Genomic DNA, 23,056 nt, shown 5'->3' on the forward strand with positions numbered 1-23,056 from the left:
AAATTGGAGGGACTTATCAATGGTAGATGCGAATATGCTTCTTTCAACCGTACGAAAAGTGAGCGGCGTCACTGAGCTGCAATTGGATTCAAAATTTCCGGAATTGGGACTGGATTCAACCAATGTGTTGGAAATGCTAATTGAATTTGAAATTCTGCTGGATATCGACTTGCTGGCGGAAGATATGAACCTCGACGAAATTCTAAGTCCGCTTGACATTCTCGAATATATCCGCCGGTATGCCAAATAATGGGCGGCAGGGGAATGTGGCTATGAACATCCTGGGGCTTGGCGGTTCGATTCATAATTACTCAGCGTGTCTGATGAGGGATGGACGGATCGTATGTGCGGTAGAGGAAGAAAGACTGAATCGGATCAAATATTCCATGCTGCCGTTGACGAGTAAGGAACTGGTACGGTGCCATGCCGCTTCATACTGTCTGGAAGCGGAGCAGCTGGGGTTGTCAGATGTGGATCTGGTGGTAACCAATGATTTGATTAACCCTCTGTACTACTCCAAATTCGCCAAAAAAACGAAGCTGATCAACCATCACCTTTCCCATGCCTATAGTGCATTTTTTACTTCCCCATTTGAGGAGGCTGCCGTGGCGGTGATCGACGGAAGCGGCAGCATCATCGATGGGCAGATGTATGAGACCACGACGTTGTACCGAGCATCTGAGTACCATGTAGAGGAAATCCAAAAAACCTGCGGCAGACTGATCGCCGATGATCGAACCTATCACTACTCGGACGAATTCGCTCTGTACAATTCCATTGGCGGCTTTTACAAATGGATTACGCTGGGGCTTGGCTTTGCGTTTTTGGATGATGGGAAAACGATGGGTCTGGCTGCGTACGGAACAGATCGCTTCGTGCCGAAGTTCCATCAATTTTACCGTTTGCAGGAAGGGCATTTCCTGCAAAACAGGGAACAAGTCAGCCAGATGATCGATTTCATTTCCAAGACGATATCTCAATATTCTGATGAGAAAGCTCGCTTTCAAGTGAAAGCAGATATCGCTTTCGCAGGTCAATATCATCTGGAAAAGGCCGTGATCTCTCAGTGTCGCTTCCTGTATCAACAGACAAAGTTGAAAAATCTCTGCTTGGCGGGAGGAGTCGCGTTAAACAGTGTGGCGAATGCCAAAATCCTGGAGGAAACTCCATTTGAAAACCTGTATGTGTTTCCAGCAGCAGGGGACGCAGGAACAGCGATCGGCTCAGCACTATATGGCTATCACACCATCATGGGCATGGCGCGTACCAAACCGTTCGAACCGTTCTCTCCCTTCTTGGGCAAAGCCTATACAGATGAGCACGTCATGCAGGCCGCGGCAGCCTTCCGGGAACAAATCCGCTTGGAAAAAGCAATCCATGTACAGGAGACAGCATCAAGACTGATCGCCGAGGGAAAAGTGATCGGCTGGTTTCAAGGACGATCCGAAATCGGACCGCGGGCGCTAGGAAACCGGAGCATATTGGCAGATCCACGAAAAAGGGAGAACAAGCACATATTGAATCAGATCATCAAGAAAAGAGAGTCTTTCCGGCCATTTGCTCCTGCGGTGCTTGCGGAGAAGCAGCACCACTATTTCACTTCGAATGAACACTCCTCCTACATGCTGCGTGTATCAAAGGTACGTAATGAGAAATGTTCCCTAATCCCAGCGGTCACCCATGTTGACGGAACAGCAAGGCTCCAGACCGTTACCCGTCAACAGCATCCAGAGTTTTACGCATTGATATCCTGTTTTGAACAAAGAACAGGGGTACCGATTGTTTTGAATACATCCTTCAACGGCCCGGGCGAACCGATGGTGGAAAGTCCGCTTGATGCCATTCAGTGTTTTTTGCGGACGGGGTTGGATCACCTGTTCATCAATAGCTGGATGATCAGCAACAATCAATATCAGCAAAGGGAAAAATGATTCATTAGAACCAATTCCTGTAAAAGGGAAATTACTGAAAAAAAAGAATAGTATGGGTAAAAATTTGTAACTACTCATAAGGAAGTGAATGAATGAGGTGGTTTTATTCCAAGTATCGTTGGTTACTGAAAAAAATATGGCCCGTGCTAGCCGGTGTGTTTCTCTTGAACATGGCAGAAAATGCGATAAGCCTCTATATTCCTTATAAAGTAGGGCAGGTAATCGATTTGATCGCCCGCGGCGAATTAACGGAGATGGGGCTGCGAGGCGATGTTTTGCTCATCGTCGGCCTCGCCTTTTTGCTGTATGTGGTCAGCTTTCTCTGGGGAAGATGGCTGCAGCAAAACGAACTGTTGATGAACAAAGCGTTGCGTTCCAAATTTTTCGAGCATCTGGTATCGATGCCGCCGAGCTTTCATCAGCGTCATCGTACCGGTGATCTGCTCAATCATGCTGGAAATGAAGTAAGTGCGATCAGCGCTGTGCTGGGAGAGGGAGTGCTCAGCCTGACCAACATTTTGGTCACCTTTCCGTTTTACCTGCTAACCATGCTGTTCTACGTTGATGTGAAACTGACATTGGTCAGCCTCATACCGCTCTTGTTTATCCCTCTTTCCATTCATTTCTTGGGAGGGCAAATCCAGCACCGTGCCTCTGCATTTTTAGGGGCACTTGGCCAAATGAATCATCATGTGCTGGAATCCATCAGCGGGATGAGGGTCCTGCGCTCTTTTGTTCAGGAGCAGGGCAATCTTGCTTCGTTTGCGGTTTCTGCGGATAAGGTTGCTTCCGCCAATAAAAGGCTGGCCATGACCAATGCTGTCTATTGGCCGGCCATCAATATGGCAAGCGGCCTGGCTCTTGCTGTCGCGATCGGGTATGGCGCTTACTTGGTCTTTCTCCATGAAATCTCACTGGGTCAGTTGGTCACCTTCATCGTGTATGTAAATTATATGTCGTTTCCCATGTTCGCTTTTGGATCGCTGGTCAACACGATGCGCAACGCAAAGGCTGCGGAAGATCGCTTCTCCCAAGTAATGGATGATACGGCCTCTCTCGTGGAGGAAGGGAATGAGTTGCCTGAATACCCAGTGCGGATCGAAGGGAACGAGCTGTCGTTTCGATATCCGGATACCGCTCTGAACGGGTTGAATGGAATATCCTTTCGTTTGGAGCGGGGCAAGACGTTAGGGATCACGGGGGCCGTAGGGAGCGGTAAAAGCACGTTGGCAAAACTGTTGCTGCGTCAGTATGCCGTGGATGCGAATCAGATTCTGGTGGCAGGAATCCCTATAGAGCGCATCAAGGCCGATCATTACAAGCGATGGTTTGGCTACGTTCCCCAAGAGCATATGCTTTTTTCGAAATCCATCTTGTATAACCTATTGCTGGGGAAACCGACAGCTACTATGGAAGAAATCAGCCTCGCGCTGAATAGGGCATGCCTGGAAGAGGAAATAAGGGAGATGGAAAATGGGATTCACACGATAATCGGTGAGGGCGGAGTCAGGCTTTCCGGGGGGCAAAAACAAAGATTGGCGATCGCGCGGGCATTGCTGGCTGATCCGGAGATTCTGCTGCTCGATGACGCCTTTTCTTCCGTTGATACGAGGACGGAACATGCGATTCTTGAGCATATTCGAACAAGTAGGCAGGAGAAAACTACGATTATCATCAGTCATAAGCTTTCAGCACTCAAGCATGCCGACGAAATTCTTGTCTTGCAGGATGGCAGAGTGATGGAGAGAGGAACGCATGAACGGCTGTTGGAACAGCAGGGCTGGTATTACCGTCAGTACGAAAGACAACAGATGGAACTGGCCCAAGAGCTGAAAAATGCGGGAGGGGAGGTGACCGCATGACACGAAAAGTGCTCGTGACCTTATGGCATTTCGCATCCGCTCAAAAAAAGAGGATGCTTGCAGCCATCATCGTGCTGCTGGCAGCGACGGCCTTTCAGTTAAGCGGTCCCCTTATTGTGAAAGAAATCATTGACGGCGATCTCACAAAAGCCTTTGGTGCCCAATGGTATCTGGTGGACCGAAAGATGGACTCCATACCATCCGTAGAATTCCGCGACCATGTCTATATCCGGAGTGATTGGTTAGAAGGGGTTTCACCTGATCCAGACTGGCCGGTCATGACCATCGAGAAAGACACAGAAGGACTCGTTCTTTCGTTTGGGATCGAAAAGGAACGACTTTTCCCAGCGGATCTGCTGTTGTTCTATCAGCGCGACCTATCCAAAGGACTTTTGTATGCTGCTGTGTTTGCCTGTGTCGTCATCATGGGCAATGGGCTACAGGTGTGGCAAACGTACCTGTTTAGCTCTTCATTTATCGATATCATTCGTTCCATCCGCATGGAGATGATGCGGAAGCTTCATGCGATGCCTCTCCGCTCTTTTCACAAGCTGCCTTCGGGTGAATTAGTCACTCAGGTGACCCATGATACCGAGGAAATCAAACGACTATTGATGACGATCGCTTCTACCTATGTGGTCAATCTGGTGACGCTCGCGGGGATACTACTCACGCTGTTTGTTCTCGATCCGAAGCTCGGTGTTTTATGTTTGGTAGTGTTTCCGATTTTTGTGCTGGCCACCAAGCTGCATTGGAAGTACTCAAAACCGTTTCTGGACAAAGCAAGAGATCAATTCGGTAAGATGAACGTATTAATGGCGGAGACGGTCGCAGCTTTGCCGATGATCCAGACCTTCACTAGAGAAGATCAGGTAATGAAGGAGTATCGGGCCCATAATGAAGAGCATTACCGGAATCGCCTGAACCAGGCCAGTATCGACAAATTATCAGGGTGGAACATATCCGGACTCGTACAGACCTTGCTTATCGCAGCAGTGCTGTGGATTCTCGGCGGACAGGCGCTTCATTCAACGATTTCTCTGGGAGTGCTGTATGCTTTCATCGATTATTTGGGGCGCATGGTCTCTCCGCTCGTCAATATGCTGGAAGAGCTGACCTCCGTGCAGCGATCGGTGGTTTCTGCGGAAAAATCGCTTTCTTTGCTGCAGGGAGAACAGTCAGCCATGCAAATCCCGGTGGAAGTGGACGGGAAGGAAAAACCAAAGGGGCATATCAAGTTTGAAAACGTGTGGTTTCAATATGAGGAAGGAGCCCCGCTGCTAAAAAACATCAAATGGGAAGCGAAACCGGGTGAAACGGTGGCGATTGTAGGAAGCACGGGTTCTGGCAAGTCTACTCTCGTGAATCTTCTGCTGAAGTTTTACGAACCCGATCAAGGAACGATATTCATCGATGGAAGAGACATCTCGACGATTTCGGAGTCCTATATCCGTAAAAACACGGGGCTTGTACAGCAGGAGCCTTTTCTTTTCTTGGGAAGCATCGCTTTCAATATCCGGATGTATGAGGATTCGATCACGGACGAAGAGATCAAGCAAGCAATCAAGGACGCTGGAGGACATACGTTCATCGAAAGTCTGCCGGAAAGATTGGATACAATAGTCACGGAGAAGGGAGCGTCCTTTTCGGCTGGCCAACGGCAAATAATCTCGTTTGCGAGAGCCTTGGCCCACCGACCTTCGATTTTCATTATGGACGAGGCGACGGCAAGCATCGACAGTGAGTCTGAGAACGGGATCAGGCAGGCTTTGCTTCCTTTCAAACGAGAACATACTATCATCATGATTGCCCACCGTTTGTCCACCGTGATTGACGCCGATCAAATTTTGGTGATGGAGAAAGGCGAAATCGTAGAGCGTGGGACTCATGATCAGTTAATGGAGCAAAAAGGTTTGTATTACAGTATGGTAAATAGGGAAATGAAGCGGGAAGCCAGCTTTTAAAGCTGGTTTCTTTTTTTTTATCCGCATCGCCAAAATGAAAGCCGAGTAAGGATTCGCAGTATTCATTACGATACGTATAGCGGAATCAGCAGGTTTTCGAACATCATTCCATCATCGAATGGGGGGTTGCATCTTGAAAGAGCGACGATGAACGTTGAAAGGATATCGCCTGGGTACAGGACAGTGAGTAGGGGAGGAATAGAACGATATGGGAACGTTGGTACACAAAGCGAATACAGTTTGGCATAAGCGGTCTCTACAGGTATTCATGGTGATCGTGATCGCCCACTGGATTGAACATTTGGTGCAGGCTTATCAAGTGTATGTGCTCGGGTGGCCCAGACACATGTCGCATGGAGCATTGGGCAGCCAGTATCCATGGCTGGTTTCATCAGAGCTCCTCCATTTTGCATACGCAGTGTTGATGTTTGCCGGGCTTTTGCTGCTGCAATACGGATTCGCGGGACGGTCGTATGGCTGGTGGAGAGCATCCCTTTATTTGCAAGGCTGGCATTTGTTTGAACACTCGCTGCTTTTTGTCCAGGCGATCAGCCATGCCTACCTGTTTGGCGCCGATGCCCCTACCAGTATCATTCAGCTGCTCATGCCGCGTATCGAGCTGCACCTGTTTTACAATTCCGTTGTCTTTGTGCCGATGGTCATCGGCATGTACTATCATGCTCGTCCACCGAAAAGCGATATAGGGAAGAGCAATTGTACGTGCTGCGCGTTACAAAGTGCCAATTAGATGAGGGGGATATGGATGGACAAGCAGGAAGCGACCATCGCGGCAGGCATGAATCATGGATATTCGCTTCGGCAGAGGATCTCATGGGCCGTGGTTGCCTTAATTGTTGGTGTTGTCATTGCGGGGTTTTGGAACTATAAGCTGGTTGATGGGTTTGGCAAGGAGATGGTTGCTGGACCGTTAATCGGGGATACGCAGTCCTTGGCAGGGACGTTTCAGGAAAACGGCTGGGACTTTGGCTTCCTGTATGCCGCGGTAGCAGGTCTGGCAGCGACTTTTACCGCCTGCAATTGCGTGGTATTCGCGATGATGCCAGGGATTGCTTGCGCCTCCAATGTCTCGGCTAGAAAAAGTCTGATATGGACGACGCTTGCCGTATTTACGTTCGCCGTTGTTGTCGTCAATTTTTTTTATGGTCTGGTTGTAGGCTCCTTTGAGTCCGGGGTCTTGCAGGTATACAACGAACGAGAGGTGCGTATCTGGCAAGCGCAGATAACCTTTACGATTTTAGGTGTAATCATGCTCATCTGGGGCACGATTGCCTTCGGTTTTGCTGACCGATTCCTTGGAATGCTCCCGATGCGTTTCCGCCTCATCATGGGGGACACGGTCACCAAGGCGGGAATGATGGGAATGCTGGTGGGATTTTTTTCTGTAGGGAGACCCTTTCCGGTATTTCGCGATTTTCTCACCTACATGGCAAGTGCCCATCACCCGCTCTATGGGGCACTAACCATGGCGGTACAAGGGCTGGCTCAGGTGGCGGTCATGCTAATCTTGTTGGTCACGGTACACGCGTTTTTTGGCAAGCAATTATCCCGTTGGGCAGCCAACCATCCTTCCCGCATGGAGCTGCTCGGAGCGTTCGCGATGCTGGCTGGCGGAGCTTATTTTGTTTACTACTGGGGACTCTCTTTTGCCTTTGATATCGGCAGATGGGGGTTCAAGCTGGATTGGTATGGCTGATCTGCATGGCATCTGGAGTAACTTGAGGACAAGGCAAGGGGGAAGAAATGAATAAAGAAGATCTGAGCGTACTGAGACAGCTCATGCAGCATAAGGAATTTGATCAAGTAGGAATGGAAGGCGCGAGGAAAAAGCCGATCCACAGTTATTTCGAGGAACAAGTTCGCCAAAGCCCTGAACGGATCGCACTGGTTGATCAGGACAAGCAATGGACCTACGCTGAATTGGATCAACGGGCGAGCAGGGTTGCGGGGTATCTCATGGGTCACGGCGTAGCAGAAAATGAGCTGATCGGAATTTTTGTTGAACGTTCTGCGGAAATGATCGTGAGCATTCTGGCCATTCTGAAGGCTGGTGCGGCCTACATGCCGATCGATGCTGATTTTCCGCCGGATCGCATCACCTATATGCTTGAAGAGAGCGGAACGAGAATCCTGCTTACCCAGCAGCACCTCATGGAAAAGGTATGCTTTACGGGGGCGGTCATCGATGTACAGACAGCGGAGGCACGAGGGGATGAGCATGCGGCTGACCGGGTCAACGTTTCCGAACAAACGCTTTGTTATGTCATCTATACGTCCGGTTCAACCGGAAAGCCCAAGGGTGTGATGATATCCCACAAGGCTGTGGTCAACTTGCTGGAGGGTATTTGTGAACGGATTGATTTTTCACCTGGGAAATCGATCATCGTGCTTACCACCATTTCCTTCGATATCTTTGTCCTTGAGACGCTCATCCCTCTTGCGCGCGGAATGACTGTTGTCATCGCCAATATGGCAGCATACATCAATCCGCGCGTGTTAAATGCGACTTTATTGAAGCACCATGTCGATATGCTGCAAGGGACCCCGACGCGAATCTTGCAAATCTTGCAAGCGGGGGAGCATTTGGAAGGATTCAGGCGATTAAGTGAAATCATCATCGGTGGTGAGCACTTGGCCTATTCGCTGGTGCAGCGAGTGCGAGAAGTCACCTCTGCCAAGATTTACAACGCTTACGGGCCAACGGAGGCAACCGTATGGGCGACCATAAAAGAAATGACGACAGCCGAGGAAGTGACCATCGGTACACCGTTGGCGAATACCAGTGTTTATATTGTCGATGAACAATTGAAGCCATTATCGGCAGGGGACATCGGAGAACTCTGCATCTCGGGCGATTCCTTAGCCGTTGGATATCTGAACAATCCCGAATTAACCGATCGCAAGTTTGTCAACGGCCCATTTGGAGAGGGGCAGCGACTCTATCTCACCGGTGATATTGCCAAAACATTGCCGAATGGGGAAATCGTCGTTCTTGGCAGAAAAGACGAGCAGGTCAAAATTCGCGGCCATCGCGTCGAACTCAAGGAAGTGGAGCATGTGATGATGCAGCACCCTCAGTTACAGGAGGCTGCAGTCATTGCGGTTGAGACGCCGTATGGCTACAAAAATTTGTATGCGTTTTTTGTCGCAGCCAGTTCGATAGAAGCAGGGAATGTAAAGGAATTTTTATCCCGGCTGCTGCCTGCTTACATGATCCCTTCCTATTATCACCAAGTGAATGGTATGCCGTTGACTCCCAATGGAAAGTTGGATCGCCTTACTTTGCGAAAATGGGCGGTAAACATGGAAAAACCACTCTAGACATAGAGTGGTTTTTCATGCATCGCTGGCTTTTCTTCGCTGCTCTGCGACATCCTCCAGGGATATCTGCGTGGGATCGATCATACCGGTAAATCGATCATCATATGTCAGATGGGCAATCGTCACTTGTCGGTGTCCATCGCGGAAAAATTCGATCCGCGCATGACCGTTTTTCCGATAAAAGCGGGAAAGTACCCGTACGAAATCTTTGTACGTCGGGACGGGTTCCCCGTCAATCTGGGTAATGATATCGCCATCCTGGAGTCCGGCAAGGGCAGCAGGACTGTTCGGATAGACCTTGTGCAAAACATTGCCGCCTTCCCGGATCCCATGCTCCGACAAAAGCTGTTGACCCGCCGTTTGATTGAAAACGCCAAGGCGCGGATAATTGAATATCTCGTTTCGCAGATCCAGACCTAGCTCAATCACACATTTCAGATTGAATAAAGATTGTCTCCACCCCATTTCTCCACACTCTCTCACCCACTGCATGATGTTATCCCTATGAAATCCGCATACATCAACCACGACTTCGGTGTTGCAACCAAGACAGCGGAGCAAAAAGGAAGTCTGCAGTTCGTAGCTCCAATTGTCGCCATTGGGAAACAGGGCCTTATATTGCTCTTGAAAACCGATGATATACGGTTTCTCCCATTTGATGCAAGTAGCCTGATAGGAAAGTTCCCCGATGACAAACTGCACTTGATCTCCAAGCTCGATTGAGTCTTTCCCTCTTGTATGGGTAGCGATATCACTGAGAAAATCATTCCAGCCTGCGGGGGTCGATAAATATCGCCAAACCCTCTCGATGGGAGCTTCTATGTGCATTTTTATGGTGCTTGTTGCTTGATTTTCCATTCGTCATCACCTCTCGCGTCTATTCTGACCGAAGCCGCGCATGGAACGCTACGGGCTCTCCTGTCGGCTTGCTGCCAACAATAGCCGAGCATCCATGCATACAATCCTCCTATAATGCAGCTTGACAAACCATTTTGGTTCCCAGAAGAGGTGATGCGATGAACGCAACGGTCGTTGTCCCGGTTTATAATCAAGCTTTTGCCCTATCTCTGACCTTGTTTGGATTTTGTAAACAAGAAGCGCCATATCGACATTGTCCAATAATTGTGGTTGACGATGGATCGACGGAGCCGATTGAAGCGGTTGTGGAAGCCTACAAAGAAGACCTTAATCTAACCTACCTGAGGCTGGAAAGAAGCGGACGAGCAGTGAGCAGGAACAGGGGAGCCGCAATCGCGGAAGATGGGCTGTTGATCTTTTGTGATGCCGATCGAATTCCCCATCCTCAATTTATCAAAGCGCATGTGGAAGCGCAGGAAGCCGATCCCGGAACCATCACGATTGGACAGGTCAGGGAAATGTATGTCCACCATCCGTACCGTAACCGGTTGAAGGTGCTGGATAACTATCTCCATGAGAAAGGCTCCCGGATCCCACAGTATTGTCAGCTGGTATACCAACTGTTTGATTCAGGCGGGACGGGGTTCACCCAATTGTCCTGGATTGCGGCTTTCAGCGGGAATCTGTCGCTGCCAGTTTCCACTTTTCGAGAAATCGGCGGATTCGATGAACATTTTACAGAGTGGGGATTCGAGCATTTTGAAATGGGCTATCGCTGCTACCGTATGGGAAAAGCGTTCCGGTACGAGGCGGCTGCGGTTAACGTTCATATCGCCCATCCCAGGGAAGAAAAGGGATTTTATCAAGAGCGGATGGAAAAGAGCCATCGGTATTTTGCCGCCAAACACCCTGCTCCTGTGGTGCAGTCGTTTTTATCCTTCATGCAAGGGAAGCAAAGCATGCAGGAATTGCTGCGATACACCTCTTCTACCAACACGGAACGCCTGTCGATGCACCCGCCGCTCTATGTAAGGATTACCAATTTTTAAAACAATTTGCCGGAGGAGATGAGGAGATTTCATGAATGCACATTCCTATCAAGCTGTACACCCCTTTTCCTATATGCCCCCACCCGAACAAATGAAGGAGCATCCTTTCATTTGCTTGGAGCGGGGGCAGGGCTCGTGGGTTTATGATACCGAGGGGAACCAATATCTGTATGCAACAACCGCTGTTCCTTCAGTTGGTTTAGGTAACCCGCGGGTGATTGAGCGCATGGTACAGCAGCTGCAGACACTCAGCTTTGGCTCCACATGCGAACAGACGCACCCGTTGCTGATCCAATTGGCTGACAGAATTTTGAAACTCTCAGGAAATGGTTATGACAGGGTGTTTTTTAGCAACGACGGATCCGGAGCGGTGGAAACAGCCATGCGGTTCAGCCGACAATATTTTGCACAGCGGGGAGAAAGCAGACGCCAGAAATTTATCAGCCTGGAGGGAGCCTATCATGGCACCACTTATGGCTCGGGATCGGTCACTCATCTCGGCATACAAGAATCATTTGGAAAAGGACTCGACGGCTGCGTCCGTGTGCCTGCCCCCAACTTGTACCGCCCTCCGATTAAAGGGGACCCTGATTTCATCGTAAAATTCTGCCTGGATGTCCTGGAGGAAGTCATTCACGAGGAGCATCCGCATAGTATCGCGGCAGTCCTGATTGAACCTATTCAAGGTGTGAATGGAATCATTCCTTTGCCAGCCGCATACATCACCGGGGTGAGAGACATCACGAGAAAATATGGAATTCACTTGATTGTCGACGAGGTCGCCACCGGTGTAGGAAGAACGGGGCAATGGTTGGCTTCCCATTGTTATGGGATCGAGGCAGATTTTGTGGCATTGTCAAAAGGGCTCACGGGCGGTTTTTTTCCGATGGGTGCTACCTTGCTGCATAAGGAGATTGGCGAAAGCTTGTTTGGAAAAGGAGGAATCTTTCTACATGGCTCCACGCAGAGCGGTCATCCCGTGGGATGCGCTGCGGCTCTTGAAACCCTCGATATCCTTCAAGACGAGAACCTGATGCAGAATGCCCGCGAATTGGGAGCCTACATCCTTCAACGTTTTCAGGAAGAATTCATCCAGCACCCCAATGTCGGGGATATTCGTGGCATGGGGCTTATGCTGGCCATCGAGTTTGTATCCCAACAGGCAACGAAGGAACCTGTCTCCTATGAATGGGGTGCCCGATTTTCAGCAGCATTAAAGCGGGAAGGCATCCTGGGTAATTTTTTCAATAGTATTCTGCTGATGTATCCACCGCTCAATTTGACGAAAGATGAGGCCGAATTTCTTGTCAAAGGTGTGCTGGCAGCAGTACGAAGCATGTAAACGAAGAGGAGGATGGAAAATGGAAAACGCTCAGAACAAACATAAAATCATACCCAAGGAAGAAATGGTTTGGGAGGAGGGCATCTACGAGGGAACGGAAATGTGCTACTTATGGGAGGATCCGGATCTGGAGAGATATGTATTTTTGGTTCGATGCCATCCGGGAAGTTCAATCCCCATGCATGACCATCCGCGTAGAGAAATTGCCTATCTGGTAGAAGGGGAGGTACGATTGAATGAAGATGTGATGCGAAAAGGAGATTTCCTAACCGCGGCAGGGGCACAGGCACATGATGTCTATACGGAAACCGGATGCACATTTTTGATATATATCGATTACAATCCGTCCAAGCATCGATTTGAACCGATAGAATCGATGCAAAAGTAAAAGAAAGCCCAGTCTGGTGACTGGGCTTCTGTTTTTCCCGCATTAACGTTCAGGAACTTTAATATATTTGCGGACGCCGCCGACTTCTTTTGCCAGGCAGCTCGCACTGCAATACCATTGATCGTCATACTGCCACGCCTTGTCCCCGAAATAGATTTTGTGATGACAACGCTGATAAGCGCACTCATCAAAGGGAAGCGGATGATCCATTTCCCAAAAATAACGATTCTGATAAGACATCCAATGGCTCCACATGCCAGATCCTCCTCTGCTGATTTCAGATGGTTTGAAGAAAGCATACTAGAATGCCGGCAGGGGAGACTCTTCTTTTCTTGTTGGATCGATTCGTCAAATTCCCGCGATAATGTCAATAATCCGCGATTCATGTCAGAATCATTCTTCGAATTATGAGAGATTTTGAATGTTAACTTTCGTCGAAGTTTGGATGACAAAATAAGCTGTATCTTAAACAATTTAAGCGGAACGAAATTTTCTAAAAATTGTTACGATCTCTCTAGCAAACAATATCTGGGAGCTGGAGGATGATAGAAATTGGATTTTCTAGTTTTGGTCTATAAGAATCAGTTGACTCAAAAGGACTATCCGCCTAAGTTGTCCCCGAGCATTCATGTTCATGAGGTGGAGAACTACAGTGAAGCAATCCGCCTAGCCACTAAGCAAAGTTACCACCTCGTCATCATGATCACACACGAGATGGCATTCCCCCCTTCTTGGAAAGTCAATGAGTTGAAAATTAACAACCCCATTATGTTTTTCTCCGGAGTAAACAAGCAGCTTTTGCACTTGCTACTCTCATTCATCGAGTCGATGGAGACCATGCAGATCCCCGATCAAATGAATGCGCAACTGCTCGAGTCGCTCTCCTTTATTGAAGAAAATCTGTATGAGGACGATCTCTCCCTTGAGAAAGTTGCTTCCCACATTTATGTCAGCCGCTGTCATTACTCGCGCTTGTTTCAAAAACATTTTGGCACTGGCTTCAAACAGTATGTCATGAACAAGCGAATTCAACGCGCGAAAATCCTTTTGCAAAGAGGCGAGCCGGTCACGGACGTTTGCTACTCAGTCGGTTATAACGATCTGACTCATTTTGGCAGAGTATTCAAACGATTGGTCGGTGTGAAGCCATCCCATTACCGACAAGAGAGCCTCATGAAAAGAAAAGCATAAAACAGGAGGATATGAATGAAAACAAAAGCGGCCGTAACGATCGTTTTGCTGGTACTGACCTTAATTTCCGCATTCTTGTTTTACACCTTTTGGGGGATCTGGTCCCATTCCTACAATTTACCGGTTGTCAATAAAACCGTGCCTGTCAGCAAATACAACCTTGATTTTTCAAAAGAGGCCGCAGTGGTGGAACGATTGGTGGACAAGCCTGAAAGCAGTCCCTTGTTTCCGCAGACGGCCGACGAGATTACGGCTGATAACGCCGCAATCGCTTATTCGTACGCGCTGAAGCAACTGCGTGGGAGCAGCGAAAATCAGGAAAAAGGCGTGCGCTATTTGCAGGAGCTAATCAGACTTGAGCCGGATAATATGGCCTACAGCAATACACTGCGCCTTCACATGATGAGCACCTCGCAAGCGGATCAACTTTTATCGTTTTTGGAAGAAGTGAAGGGGTCATCGCCACGGATCCAGCTGCAAAAAGCGCTTGCTTATGTCGATTTGCTACAAAACCCCGATCTCGGCACCGCTGTGCTGGGCCAGACGTCTCTTCGCTCCATTCAGGAATTAAATGAGATTTTGGAGCAAAACGAATACGATCTGATGGCCCGTTACGCACGAGGGCTCAACAATCTGTATTGGCCCAGCGGACTGCGCCGTACGCCCTATGCCGTTGAAGATTTCTCGTACTGTTTGGCGGTGGCCAAGGAGCTTGAACCAATCATGCCGCTACGGTTGTGGCCACACATCTATGAAGCATATGGAGATGCATTGGTGAAAAATGGCGATATCGAGACCGGGATCAAAGTGTGGCGCGACGGAGCGGAGCAATATCCCGAGGAAAAAGGGTTACGGGAACGGGCGAAGCTCAATGAGAGCCAAGCGTATGAATTTGTCAAAAACAGCAGGGGCATCGATTTTTTTCAACGGCCGGATCCGGATATTTCCGACATCAGTATCTTGTGGCACGAGCCATCCAGCTGACAGAAGGGGGAAAGCAGCTTGAAGGATATTTTGATAACAGGCTTGGGTGTGATGACTGCCATCGGCTCCAATCTACAGGATTTTTGGGGCGGGCTCTTGGAGGGCAAGGACGGTGTGAAGCCGATCACCGCTTTTGATGTCCAAAGCCACACGAACAAAGTGGGATGCGAAATCGACGACCCGGCTTTGTATGCGCTGCCGGTAAATGAACGGTTGGGTAGGGCAACGACGTTGTTTCACACTGCGCTGGAAGACGCCTTGTTTGATGCCGGCATACAAATTGATCACCTCGACAAGAGCCGGATCGGCATTTCTGTCGGCACCACCATGGGGGAAGTGGTTCCTTATGGAAGAATGGAGCACGAGCGTGAAAGCATGCCTGCTAAAGGGCCGCACTGGATCGCGAGACAGATAGCCCAAAATTACGGTTTGAAAGGACCGAGATTGACCTTGACCAATGCATGTGCGGCAGGAAACTTCGCCCTGGCAAGAGCGGTTGACGAGATTCGGGGGGGAAGAGCCGACATCATGATCGTAGGTGGTGTGGATATTCTCTCTTGGGCTGCCTTTACCGGTTTCAGCAGCATCAGGGCGATGGCTCCGGATCGGTCAAAACCGTTTGATGTGAATCGAAAGGGGCTGATACTGGGAGAGGGCGCGGGCGTGCTCATCCTGGAGTCAAGAGAGCATGTGGAAGAACGGGGAGGACACGCGCGGGCGAAAATGCTGGGCTATGGGTTGACGAGTGACGCGTACCATATCACTCAGCCGGATCCAAGCGCCAGAGGGGCGATCGCTGCGATCAAACAGGCATTGCTCATGGGGGATATCGATAAAAAGCAGGTCGGCTACGTGAGCGCACATGGAACGGGGACCTTGGCAAATGACCGAATGGAGGCAAATGCTCTCTTTCATATCTGGGGGGAAGATATTGTCACGAGCTCTATCAAGGCAAACATCGGGCACACATTGGGTGCGGCGAGTGCGATCGAAGCAGTGGTTTGTGTAAAAGCGTTGGAAACAGGCATGCTGCCGCACACGCTCAATCTAGTGGAGAAGGATCCGGCTTGCAATGTGGATGTCATCGCCTTTGAGCCCCGAAAAAAACAGGTGGATTACGTGCTATCCAATGCGTACGCCTTTGGTGGCATCAACTCAAGCATATTGCTGGGGAAAGTGTAAAGGATTCTTTAACTTGATGAGGAGGATGGAATGGATCGAGTTTATCTGTCAGGCATGGCTGCTATTACTCCATGGGGCTTTGGCATTGAAAAAATTCCGGAAGAGCTGAGGGAGAACGAAACGGTCACAATCCCAGAGCTTTCAGCGGAAGCACTCGGCTTACGTGGGTTAAACCGCGTATCCAAAGCAGGGAGACTGACATGTGCGGTGATCGGCGAAGCGCTGCGCTCAGCCGGAGTCCACGTGCCATTGGAACCTGCGTCCATGGAAGCGGAGAAGACGGGGATCATTCTCAGTACGAACGATTCTAATCTGGAAGCCATCCTCGCGATGGAAGAGGAGGCGATAAAATTCGGACCGCACAAGGTGAATCCTGGGCTGTTTCCCAATACGGTCCTCAATGTTTTAGCAGGCTACGCTTCTATCTACTACCATCTGCGGGGGATTAATTCAACTGTTTCGGACGGGGAGTTTTCCGCAACAAAAGCATTAGTATACGCCTACGATCTCTTGCGAAGCGGACTTGTCGAACGGATCGTCGTGTGCGAAGTCCAGCTGGCTGCGCCGAATTCTCCCCTCCCATACCGGGTAGCGTCCTGTGGTTTTGAGTCCGTGTCGGCGGTGGTCCTCCATAAAGAAAAACCCACTAATCCGGAATCATTGCGGTTTGACGTGACCCGAAAGTCCTGCCTTCCGAACGGCCTGCTTCCCACCTGTCCGCCTCAAAATGCTTTCTTGACTCTGCAAAAACGCGTCCGGCAAGCTGAAGTCCATCGCTCTAATTATGACACATGGATCGTACATGACAAGGATGAAGACCATTATGTGCTCACGTTAGAGAGACAAAGGGAGGAGGGGTTCAGTGGGTATGACGGATGTCTGTGTCACGGGAGTGAGCATGCTCTCTGCGCTTGGGATCGGAGCTGAGGAGAATTGGCAAAATTTACTTGAGCAATCCGTTCCCCAGATCCGGCGTGAGTACAAATTGAAAGATGGCTCTATGTTGAATTACCCGGTCTATGCGGCACCGGTGCCTGACATCAGGGATGTTGTGGGTGCAGCGACGTATGAATGGATGAATGTGGAAGGATTGACGGAAGATCTTGATTTCGTCTTTCTAGCGGCAGTCGGAAAGCTGTGCCTGCAGCAAGCAAATTTTACACCGGATGGCCATTCCCGCGTCTCGTTGGTCATCGCACATGAAAACTTGGGTGTGAATCGTCTGATTGACAAGATGATTTCAGGAGATACCGAAAAGCAGTCCCCCTTGTCTCCCTTGAAGGCGTATGAGCAGTATCAGCAAGATTTTTTTCGGCTGCAAAGCTTTCCCCATCTTTTTAACTTATCCAAAGTTTTGGGAGTTCACGGCATGTCGTACACGATCAATAATGCGTGCGCCTCGGGCTTATACGCGTTGGAGCTGGGGCGCATGATGATCGCGAGCGGGCAAGCAGACGCCGTCGTGGTTGCCTGCTCCGACTATGCCCATGCTACGGAGCATCTTTGGTTGAGTGGGAGAGGGTTCAGCTCGGAAAAGGGACAAATCCGACCATTCGATGCGCGGCGAGACGGCTCCATTCTAGGGGACGGCGCAGCGGCAATCTTGCTGGAATCTTCGGACCATGCCCGCAAACGAAGAGTGAGGCCATGGTGTGTGTACAAGGGTGGGTCCTTCCGGCAAGATACCTGGCATCTAAGCTTGCCTGAAGTCACGGAGCACTCTTACGCGGGAGTAATAGCCGATGTGATTGACACGCATAACGTCGCCGGCACGTTGGACCTGTTAATTCCCCATGGGGCTGGTATACCGCTGTGGGACCGTTTTGAGATGAAAGAAATCGAAACGGCATATTCCCGACATGGAAATGATCCGGCGATTACGGCTTTCAAAGGATCGATCGGGCATACGCTGGGAGCGAACGGCTTGCTGGAAGCCGCCCTACTCATGATGTGCATCAAGCATGATGTGATCCCGGGTACGGTGAACCACACTACTCCCGATCCGCACCTACCGTTCTCCCTCCTGACAGAAACGCAGGAAAAACGAGTCAGACACGCGATGAAAACCGTGACTGCCTATGGCGGTTTTCAAGCTGCTGCGCTCTTTGAGAAGATCAATGAGGAGTTGGGGCGATGAGACAGCTGCAATGGAATTTTACCGGAAAAACAGCATTGGTGACGGGGGGATCGAAAGGCATCGGTCGGGAAATCGTCACGGAATTGGCAGAAGCGGGAGCAAGGGTCCTGTTCACCTATGCGAAGGATGAAGGCTCCGCCCAATCTCTTGTGGAGGAATGCCTTGCAAAAGGTGCGGAGGTACATGCCATCCGCTGTGATGCTTCCTCTCAGGCAGAGGTCGAGCGGTTAATCGATACGGTCAGTGCAAAAACAGCAGGGAGGCTGCATTTTCTGGTCAATAATGCTGGTTCTCTGCGGGATTCATCGATACGCCATATGTCGCAGGAAGAATGGCAGTATGTGATGCAGGTCAGTTTAGGATCCGTGTTTACCTTGTGCAAGGCACTCATCCTGCCACTGGCATACTCAAAAGGAAGCATCGTCAATATTTCCTCCGTAACCGGACTTGTCGGGCAGGCCGGACAAGTCAATTATGCAGCAGCGAAAGCAGGATTGATCGGTTTCACCAAGTCGCTGTCTAAAGAATTGGGGGGACTGGGGGTACGTGTCAACGCTGTTGCACCTGGTTATATCGATACAAACATGGTCAGCCGATTTTCGGAGCAAAGACGCAAAGAGTTATACGCGTCTATCTCGCTAAAACGTTTTGGAAGTAGCCAGGAAGTCGCCCAGTGCGCACTGTTCCTGCTTTCGGATGCGGCTTCATACATCACTGGTCAAGCGTATGTGGTGGATGGGGGACTCATTTAAACATGAAAAAGGAGGCAATGCAGCATGGGGATGGAATCGAGCAAGGTTTGGCAGCGAATGAGTGAAATTGTCGGGGAAATGACGGGAAAGAATGTGGGTGAACAGGATGTAGATACACCGATGGCAGAGCTGGGAATCGATTCTTTGATGGCCTTGGAGCTTGCCGTCTACCTGGAAAGGGAATTTGGACACCGGCTTAGCGAGGAAGAATTGTCACAAATCAAAACCTTGCGAGATATCTTTCTTTTGGTCGAAGGTGACCGTCCATGACCGGTCTGCTGTTCATCGCGATCCTGCTGGTTTTGGTTGGTATGATTCACTGGACAAGCGTACATCCGGGAAAAGTGGCAAGCACCTTCTCGCTCCACGGTTCCGACTTTTTTGAGGGTAGATTTCTCAAGGTGCTCCATGCCTTCTTGGGAGGATACAACCGTGCCCGTCTTCCATTTCTGCCGATTGGATGGATTCGCGAGCATTTGGAAGCGTCCTTTGATGCCTTTTATCGTGGCTTTGCCTATGAAGGCACCGGGATGGGGTTTGGAGCGCGAGCCACGCTTTTCTGGAATAGCGGCCGTAAGTTTGAATCGTTCATTCACCAATTGTCGTCGGATCATATTTATCAATACTACGTGGGACTTGGGTGGTGGCTGCATATCCTGTTCGGTTTTCGACAAAAAGGCTATGAACGCTGGCTGAGACAGCTGGATCGTGGCTATGGTCCGATCTTGTTTGACGGGGTTGGCTTTCGTACAGGTTTGTTCCACTACGGGAAACAGAAGCAGATTATTCGGAAATTTGCACAGTTTTCCGAGGAATATCGAAGGATTTGCTATCAGGGACTGGGGCGAAGCTTCTGGTTTTTGTACAAATTCGATTTCGATCGGGTGCTGGAGGAAATGGAGCACATAGAACACCGCGATCGGGCCGATTTTTTAAGTGGAGTCGGGCTGGCAGTTGCTTACAGCCGCTTCGATCACATGTCGTTTGCCTTTGACATCCGGGAAAAGGTGCCTCTGGCCTATCAAGAAGCGTACACGCAGGGAATGGCATTCGGTTGGGAAGCGCGCCGTCTGCAGAATCGCTCTTACTGGGAGGAAATCCTGAAAAGCGGTTCGGCCGTGCAGAGGGAAAAGGTACGCGACATGATCGAGGTTGTATATCTGGCAAAAGAAATGATTCGCAACGAGTCTCCGGAACGATATTACGTCCGCTGGATGGATGTGACAAGATCCTTGATTTTATCAAATAGAGGTGACAGCCGATGAAGAGTTTGCGCCAAGCTTTCTGCCTGTTTTCTGCCGGGCTTCTCGTGATGCTGGCCGGATGCGCTGGTATTCCACCCGAGTCAGAGCCGATTGATCATGGCTTCCGATTCCAGGAAATCACGAAAGAATCAGGGATCGACTTTATCCATGAGAAAGACACATTCGATGAAAAATTGGCCAGGATCAATCCGTGGTTTGCCAGCACGGGGGCTGGGGTTGCCGTAGCCGACTATGACCGGGATGGCTTCATGGATCTCTACTTTGTCAATTCCAAAAGAGGCAGCAAAAACGTCCTCTATCGGAATCGGGGGGATGGCACGTTTCAAGAGGTGGCGGAACAAGCCGGAGTCGCCAACACCAATCAGGAAGGCATCGCGCAGGCTGCTGTATGGTTAGATGCAGACAACGACGGATATTCGGATTTGTTCGTCGGGAAATGGGGGAAAAGTCAGCTTTTTCACAATAACGGAAATGGAACCTTCACGGAGGTTACAGAAAAAGCGGGAGTCGGCTATCAAGGGTATGTCAACAAGGCCATCACGCTGGACTACAATCGCGACGGCTTATTGGATCTGTATCTCGGCTGCTATTTCCGTGAAACAGATAACTTATGGAACAGCGCGACCACAAAAGTCCTTTATGACGATTTTGAACGGGCTCGCAATGGCGGTCGGAATGTTTTGTATCGAAACAATGGGGACGGCACATTCACCAACGTCGCAAAAGAGACGGGCGTGGACGACCCGGGCTGGACGCTGGCAACTGGCTCTGCGGACATCAATAACGATGGATGGCCGGATCTGTACAATGCCAATGATTTTGGCCCCGATATGCTCTATTTGAACGAAAAAGGAAAACAATTCAAACCAGTCGTCCAAAAACGCGGGGTCGGCGATGATACCTTCAAAGGGATGAACGTCGATTTTGCGGATCTGTTCCATGATGGGAAGCTGGCATTCTTTGTCAGCAATATCAGCAAGCCCACTTATTTATTGGAAGGCAACCAATTATGGCACGAAAATGAGCAGGGTCAATACGTTGACCGAGCGCAGGAACTCGGGGTCATCCATTCAGGGTTCACGTGGGGCGGGAAGTTTTTGGATGTCGATAACAGCGGAAACTTCAGCCTGGCAATCGCCAACGGTTTTATTTCAGCTAACCCGGACAAAGATTACTGGTTTGACATGGGGATTCTCGCAACGACACCTGGCAATGTTGTCGAGGATACGAAAAACTGGACGCCTTTTGAGGATAAGAGCATGTCTGGCTATGAACCGAAATCACTCTTTTTGAATCAAGCCGGAAAGATGCGGGATGTTGCGCAAGAGGTGGGGATTACCTTCCGGGATGATGCTCGGGGTGTAGCGGCGGTAGATCTGAAAAACGAAGGAGTGCTGGATCTTGTCTATGCCAATCAAGGGGCACCAGCTCGTGTGTACAAGAACATCCATACAAACCAGCACAATTGGATCAAGCTGGATTTGGTTGGCCGCGCTCCCAGTAACCGTGACGCGGTCGGAGCGAGAGTAACCTTTACCATAGATGGGGTGAAGACGGTGATGGAAAAAGACGGCGGGAATAGCCACGGTGCACAGAGCGATCCGCGCCTCCATCTGGGCATGGGAAAAGCGACCCGTGTCAGCTCGATCAGTATCCGCTGGCCGAGCGGGAGGGTCCAGGTCTTAGAAAATGTAGCGGCTAACCAGATACTCCGAATCGAGGAACCCGACACCGCCGTTCCAACACGCTAAGCTGGCATGCAAAAACGAGAAGGAGAAAGGGGCAGCCAAATGGAGGAAGCAAAAAACAAATGTTGCTGCGGTTGTACAAATTGCCAAAAGACTCCCGAAGAGAGGAAAGGAAGCGTGAAGCATTCAAACAATGCGGACTCTTACCAGGATGGACAAGCGAAGAACTATCGGCAAGATGACAGGATTGATCTCCTGGCTCCCTTCATACATCCATGGTATCGAAGACACATGTAGAGGCTGGCGGACGATGAACATGATAAAAAGACTTGATCCACGCTACTTGATCCTTGCGTTTCTACTGGTTTTTGTAACCGTTGGCCAACTTTATCTGGGATTTTTTCAAAAATGGAGCGCTGTTTTCACGTCTGTGGGATTTGCGGTCGCAACCGAGCTTTTTTTCTTCAGGTTGAGAAAAATCCGCCAGTTTCCGATTAGCGCCATCATTTCGGGTTTAGGGATCAGCCTCCTTTTAAGCTCCGATGAAGGATGGCCATATGCCTTAGCCGCGGTTTTGGCGATCAGTCTGAAACACCTCATACGCTACAAGGGACAGCATATTTTCAATCCGAACAACATTGCGCTCGTGTTCATGTTGTATATGCTGCCGGAATACGCAGTGAGCACACCGAAGCAATGGACAAACGGATATGAAGTGATGGTGTTGATCCTTTTATTGGGATTCGTGGCGAGTTACTCAGCGAAAAGACTGGATACGGTGTTAGCCTTTTTGGTCAGCTTTGTCGTATTCGCACTCGGACGCTCAGTGTTCTTTGACCATCCATGGTTATGGTCGCTCGGGCCTGTCTTGGGTGCCTCGTTTCAGCTCTTTACGTTTTTCATGATTACGGATCCCAAAACGACCCCGCCTACGCGCAAAGCACGAATATGGTTTGCAGTCGCGATTGCGTTCATCGATGCAATCATGCGGGTGCTGTCGATCACCAACTCTCTTTTTTATGCCGCCTTTTGGGTGACGCTGCTCGTAGGCATACCTTACCGTTATTGGCGTTCGAAAAGAGCTGTGGAGATAGAAGGAAAATGAGATCGAGAGGAGACAAGGA

22 protein-coding genes are annotated in these 23,056 nt (G+C 49.8%); 20 read left to right on the forward strand and 2 right to left on the reverse strand.

All coding sequences use genetic code 11. The annotated features are described in order from the left end of the window. Positions 1-19: 19 nt before the first annotated feature. From EIZ37_RS02525 to EIZ37_RS02555, 7 genes are all read left to right on the forward strand, one after another. Entirely contained in the window at positions 20-250 is a 231-nt protein-coding gene (locus EIZ37_RS02525) for a hypothetical protein (RefSeq protein ID WP_134682987.1), read from the forward strand. 22 nt (positions 251-272) lie between these two features. Beyond that, positions 273-1,931, forward strand: a complete 1,659-nt coding sequence (locus EIZ37_RS02530) for a carbamoyltransferase family protein (RefSeq protein ID WP_167568637.1) — start codon at positions 273-275, stop codon at positions 1,929-1,931. 92 nt (positions 1,932-2,023) lie between these two features. Continuing rightward, on the forward strand, positions 2,024-3,793 hold the full coding sequence (locus tag EIZ37_RS02535; protein ID WP_134682989.1) for an ABC transporter ATP-binding protein: 1,770 nt from the start codon (positions 2,024-2,026) through the stop codon (positions 3,791-3,793). Beyond that, the gene (locus EIZ37_RS02540) at positions 3,790-5,757 is read left to right on the forward strand and encodes an ABC transporter ATP-binding protein (RefSeq protein ID WP_134682990.1); all 1,968 of its coding nucleotides are present in this window, start codon (positions 3,790-3,792) and stop codon (positions 5,755-5,757) included. The genes EIZ37_RS02535 and EIZ37_RS02540 overlap by 4 nt, the downstream gene beginning before the upstream one ends. A 208-nt stretch (positions 5,758-5,965) precedes the next feature. Then, entirely contained in the window at positions 5,966-6,505 is a 540-nt protein-coding gene (locus EIZ37_RS02545; RefSeq protein ID WP_134682991.1) for a hypothetical protein, read from the forward strand. Between the two features lie 15 nt (positions 6,506-6,520). After that, positions 6,521-7,471 carry a hypothetical protein gene (locus tag EIZ37_RS02550; RefSeq protein WP_134682992.1) on the forward strand — a complete coding sequence of 317 codons (951 nt, stop codon included), beginning with the start codon at positions 6,521-6,523 and terminating at the stop codon, positions 7,469-7,471. A gap of 47 nt (positions 7,472-7,518) precedes the next feature. Continuing rightward, positions 7,519-9,096: an amino acid adenylation domain-containing protein gene (locus EIZ37_RS02555; RefSeq protein ID WP_134682993.1), complete on the forward strand. Its 1,578-nt coding sequence runs from the start codon at positions 7,519-7,521 to the stop codon at positions 9,094-9,096. A gap of 15 nt (positions 9,097-9,111) precedes the next feature. Here the strand turns inward: EIZ37_RS02555 and EIZ37_RS02560 are convergent, their stop codons facing one another. After that, complete coding sequence (locus EIZ37_RS02560) at positions 9,112-9,954, reverse strand: PDZ domain-containing protein (protein ID WP_134682994.1); 843 nt, start codon at positions 9,952-9,954, stop codon at positions 9,112-9,114. Between the two features lie 158 nt (positions 9,955-10,112). Here EIZ37_RS02560 and EIZ37_RS02565 point away from each other — a divergent pair, with 158 nt between their 5' ends. The 3 genes from EIZ37_RS02565 to EIZ37_RS02575 are packed head-to-tail and all read left to right on the forward strand — an operon-like array spanning position 10,113 to position 12,733. Next, on the forward strand, positions 10,113-11,003 hold the full coding sequence (locus EIZ37_RS02565; RefSeq protein WP_134682995.1) for a glycosyltransferase: 891 nt from the start codon (positions 10,113-10,115) through the stop codon (positions 11,001-11,003). Between the two features lie 31 nt (positions 11,004-11,034). Beyond that, positions 11,035-12,345 carry an aminotransferase family protein gene (locus tag EIZ37_RS02570; protein ID WP_134682996.1) on the forward strand — a complete coding sequence of 437 codons (1,311 nt, stop codon included), beginning with the start codon at positions 11,035-11,037 and terminating at the stop codon, positions 12,343-12,345. Positions 12,346-12,364: 19 nt separating this feature from the next. Beyond that, positions 12,365-12,733, forward strand: coding sequence for a cupin domain-containing protein (locus EIZ37_RS02575; protein ID WP_134682997.1), 369 nt, complete (start codon positions 12,365-12,367; stop codon positions 12,731-12,733). 42 nt (positions 12,734-12,775) lie between these two features. On the opposite strand, the gene EIZ37_RS02580 is transcribed toward EIZ37_RS02575, so the two are convergent. Further along, the gene (locus tag EIZ37_RS02580) at positions 12,776-12,988 is read right to left on the reverse strand and encodes a hypothetical protein (RefSeq protein WP_134682998.1); all 213 of its coding nucleotides are present in this window, start codon (positions 12,986-12,988) and stop codon (positions 12,776-12,778) included. A 297-nt stretch (positions 12,989-13,285) separates the two neighbouring features. On the opposite strand from EIZ37_RS02580, the gene EIZ37_RS02585 reads away from it, so the two are divergent. The 10 genes from EIZ37_RS02585 to EIZ37_RS02630 all read left to right on the forward strand — a co-directional run bounded on the left by EIZ37_RS02585 (position 13,286) and on the right by EIZ37_RS02630 (position 23,037). Continuing rightward, positions 13,286-13,924 (forward strand): helix-turn-helix transcriptional regulator, encoded by a 639-nt coding sequence (locus tag EIZ37_RS02585; RefSeq protein WP_134682999.1) that lies wholly within the window; start codon positions 13,286-13,288, stop codon positions 13,922-13,924. A 15-nt stretch (positions 13,925-13,939) separates the two neighbouring features. Beyond that, on the forward strand, positions 13,940-14,908 hold the full coding sequence (locus EIZ37_RS02590; protein ID WP_134683000.1) for a tetratricopeptide repeat protein: 969 nt from the start codon (positions 13,940-13,942) through the stop codon (positions 14,906-14,908). An 18-nt stretch (positions 14,909-14,926) separates the two neighbouring features. Then, a complete protein-coding gene (locus EIZ37_RS02595) occupies positions 14,927-16,090 on the forward strand; it encodes a beta-ketoacyl-[acyl-carrier-protein] synthase family protein (RefSeq protein WP_134683001.1) in 1,164 nt (387 codons plus the stop codon). 30 nt (positions 16,091-16,120) lie between these two features. Then, positions 16,121-17,017, forward strand: coding sequence for a beta-ketoacyl synthase N-terminal-like domain-containing protein (locus EIZ37_RS02600; RefSeq protein WP_134683002.1), 897 nt, complete (start codon positions 16,121-16,123; stop codon positions 17,015-17,017). Continuing rightward, positions 16,959-18,227, forward strand: a complete 1,269-nt coding sequence (locus tag EIZ37_RS02605) for a beta-ketoacyl synthase N-terminal-like domain-containing protein (RefSeq protein WP_235827882.1) — start codon at positions 16,959-16,961, stop codon at positions 18,225-18,227. Before EIZ37_RS02600 ends, EIZ37_RS02605 begins: the two co-directional genes overlap by 59 nt. Further along, positions 18,224-18,979, forward strand: a complete 756-nt coding sequence (locus EIZ37_RS02610; RefSeq protein ID WP_134683004.1) for an SDR family oxidoreductase — start codon at positions 18,224-18,226, stop codon at positions 18,977-18,979. Before EIZ37_RS02605 ends, EIZ37_RS02610 begins: the two co-directional genes overlap by 4 nt. 24 nt (positions 18,980-19,003) lie before the next feature. After that, on the forward strand, positions 19,004-19,249 hold the full coding sequence (locus tag EIZ37_RS02615) for an acyl carrier protein (protein ID WP_134683005.1): 246 nt from the start codon (positions 19,004-19,006) through the stop codon (positions 19,247-19,249). Next, positions 19,246-20,244 (forward strand): DUF1702 family protein, encoded by a 999-nt coding sequence (locus tag EIZ37_RS02620; protein WP_134683006.1) that lies wholly within the window; start codon positions 19,246-19,248, stop codon positions 20,242-20,244. Before EIZ37_RS02615 ends, EIZ37_RS02620 begins: the two co-directional genes overlap by 4 nt. Beyond that, on the forward strand, positions 20,241-21,995 hold the full coding sequence (locus EIZ37_RS02625; protein ID WP_235827873.1) for a CRTAC1 family protein: 1,755 nt from the start codon (positions 20,241-20,243) through the stop codon (positions 21,993-21,995). Before EIZ37_RS02620 ends, EIZ37_RS02625 begins: the two co-directional genes overlap by 4 nt. A 247-nt stretch (positions 21,996-22,242) precedes the next feature. Then, positions 22,243-23,037: an RnfABCDGE type electron transport complex subunit D gene (locus EIZ37_RS02630; protein ID WP_205683771.1), complete on the forward strand. Its 795-nt coding sequence runs from the start codon at positions 22,243-22,245 to the stop codon at positions 23,035-23,037. Positions 23,038-23,056 lie beyond the last annotated feature (19 nt).

Origin of the sequence: Brevibacillus migulae, assembly GCF_004521915.1 — a bacterium.
Taxonomy (GTDB): Bacteria; Bacillota; Bacilli; order Brevibacillales; family Brevibacillaceae; genus Brevibacillus_F; species Brevibacillus_F migulae.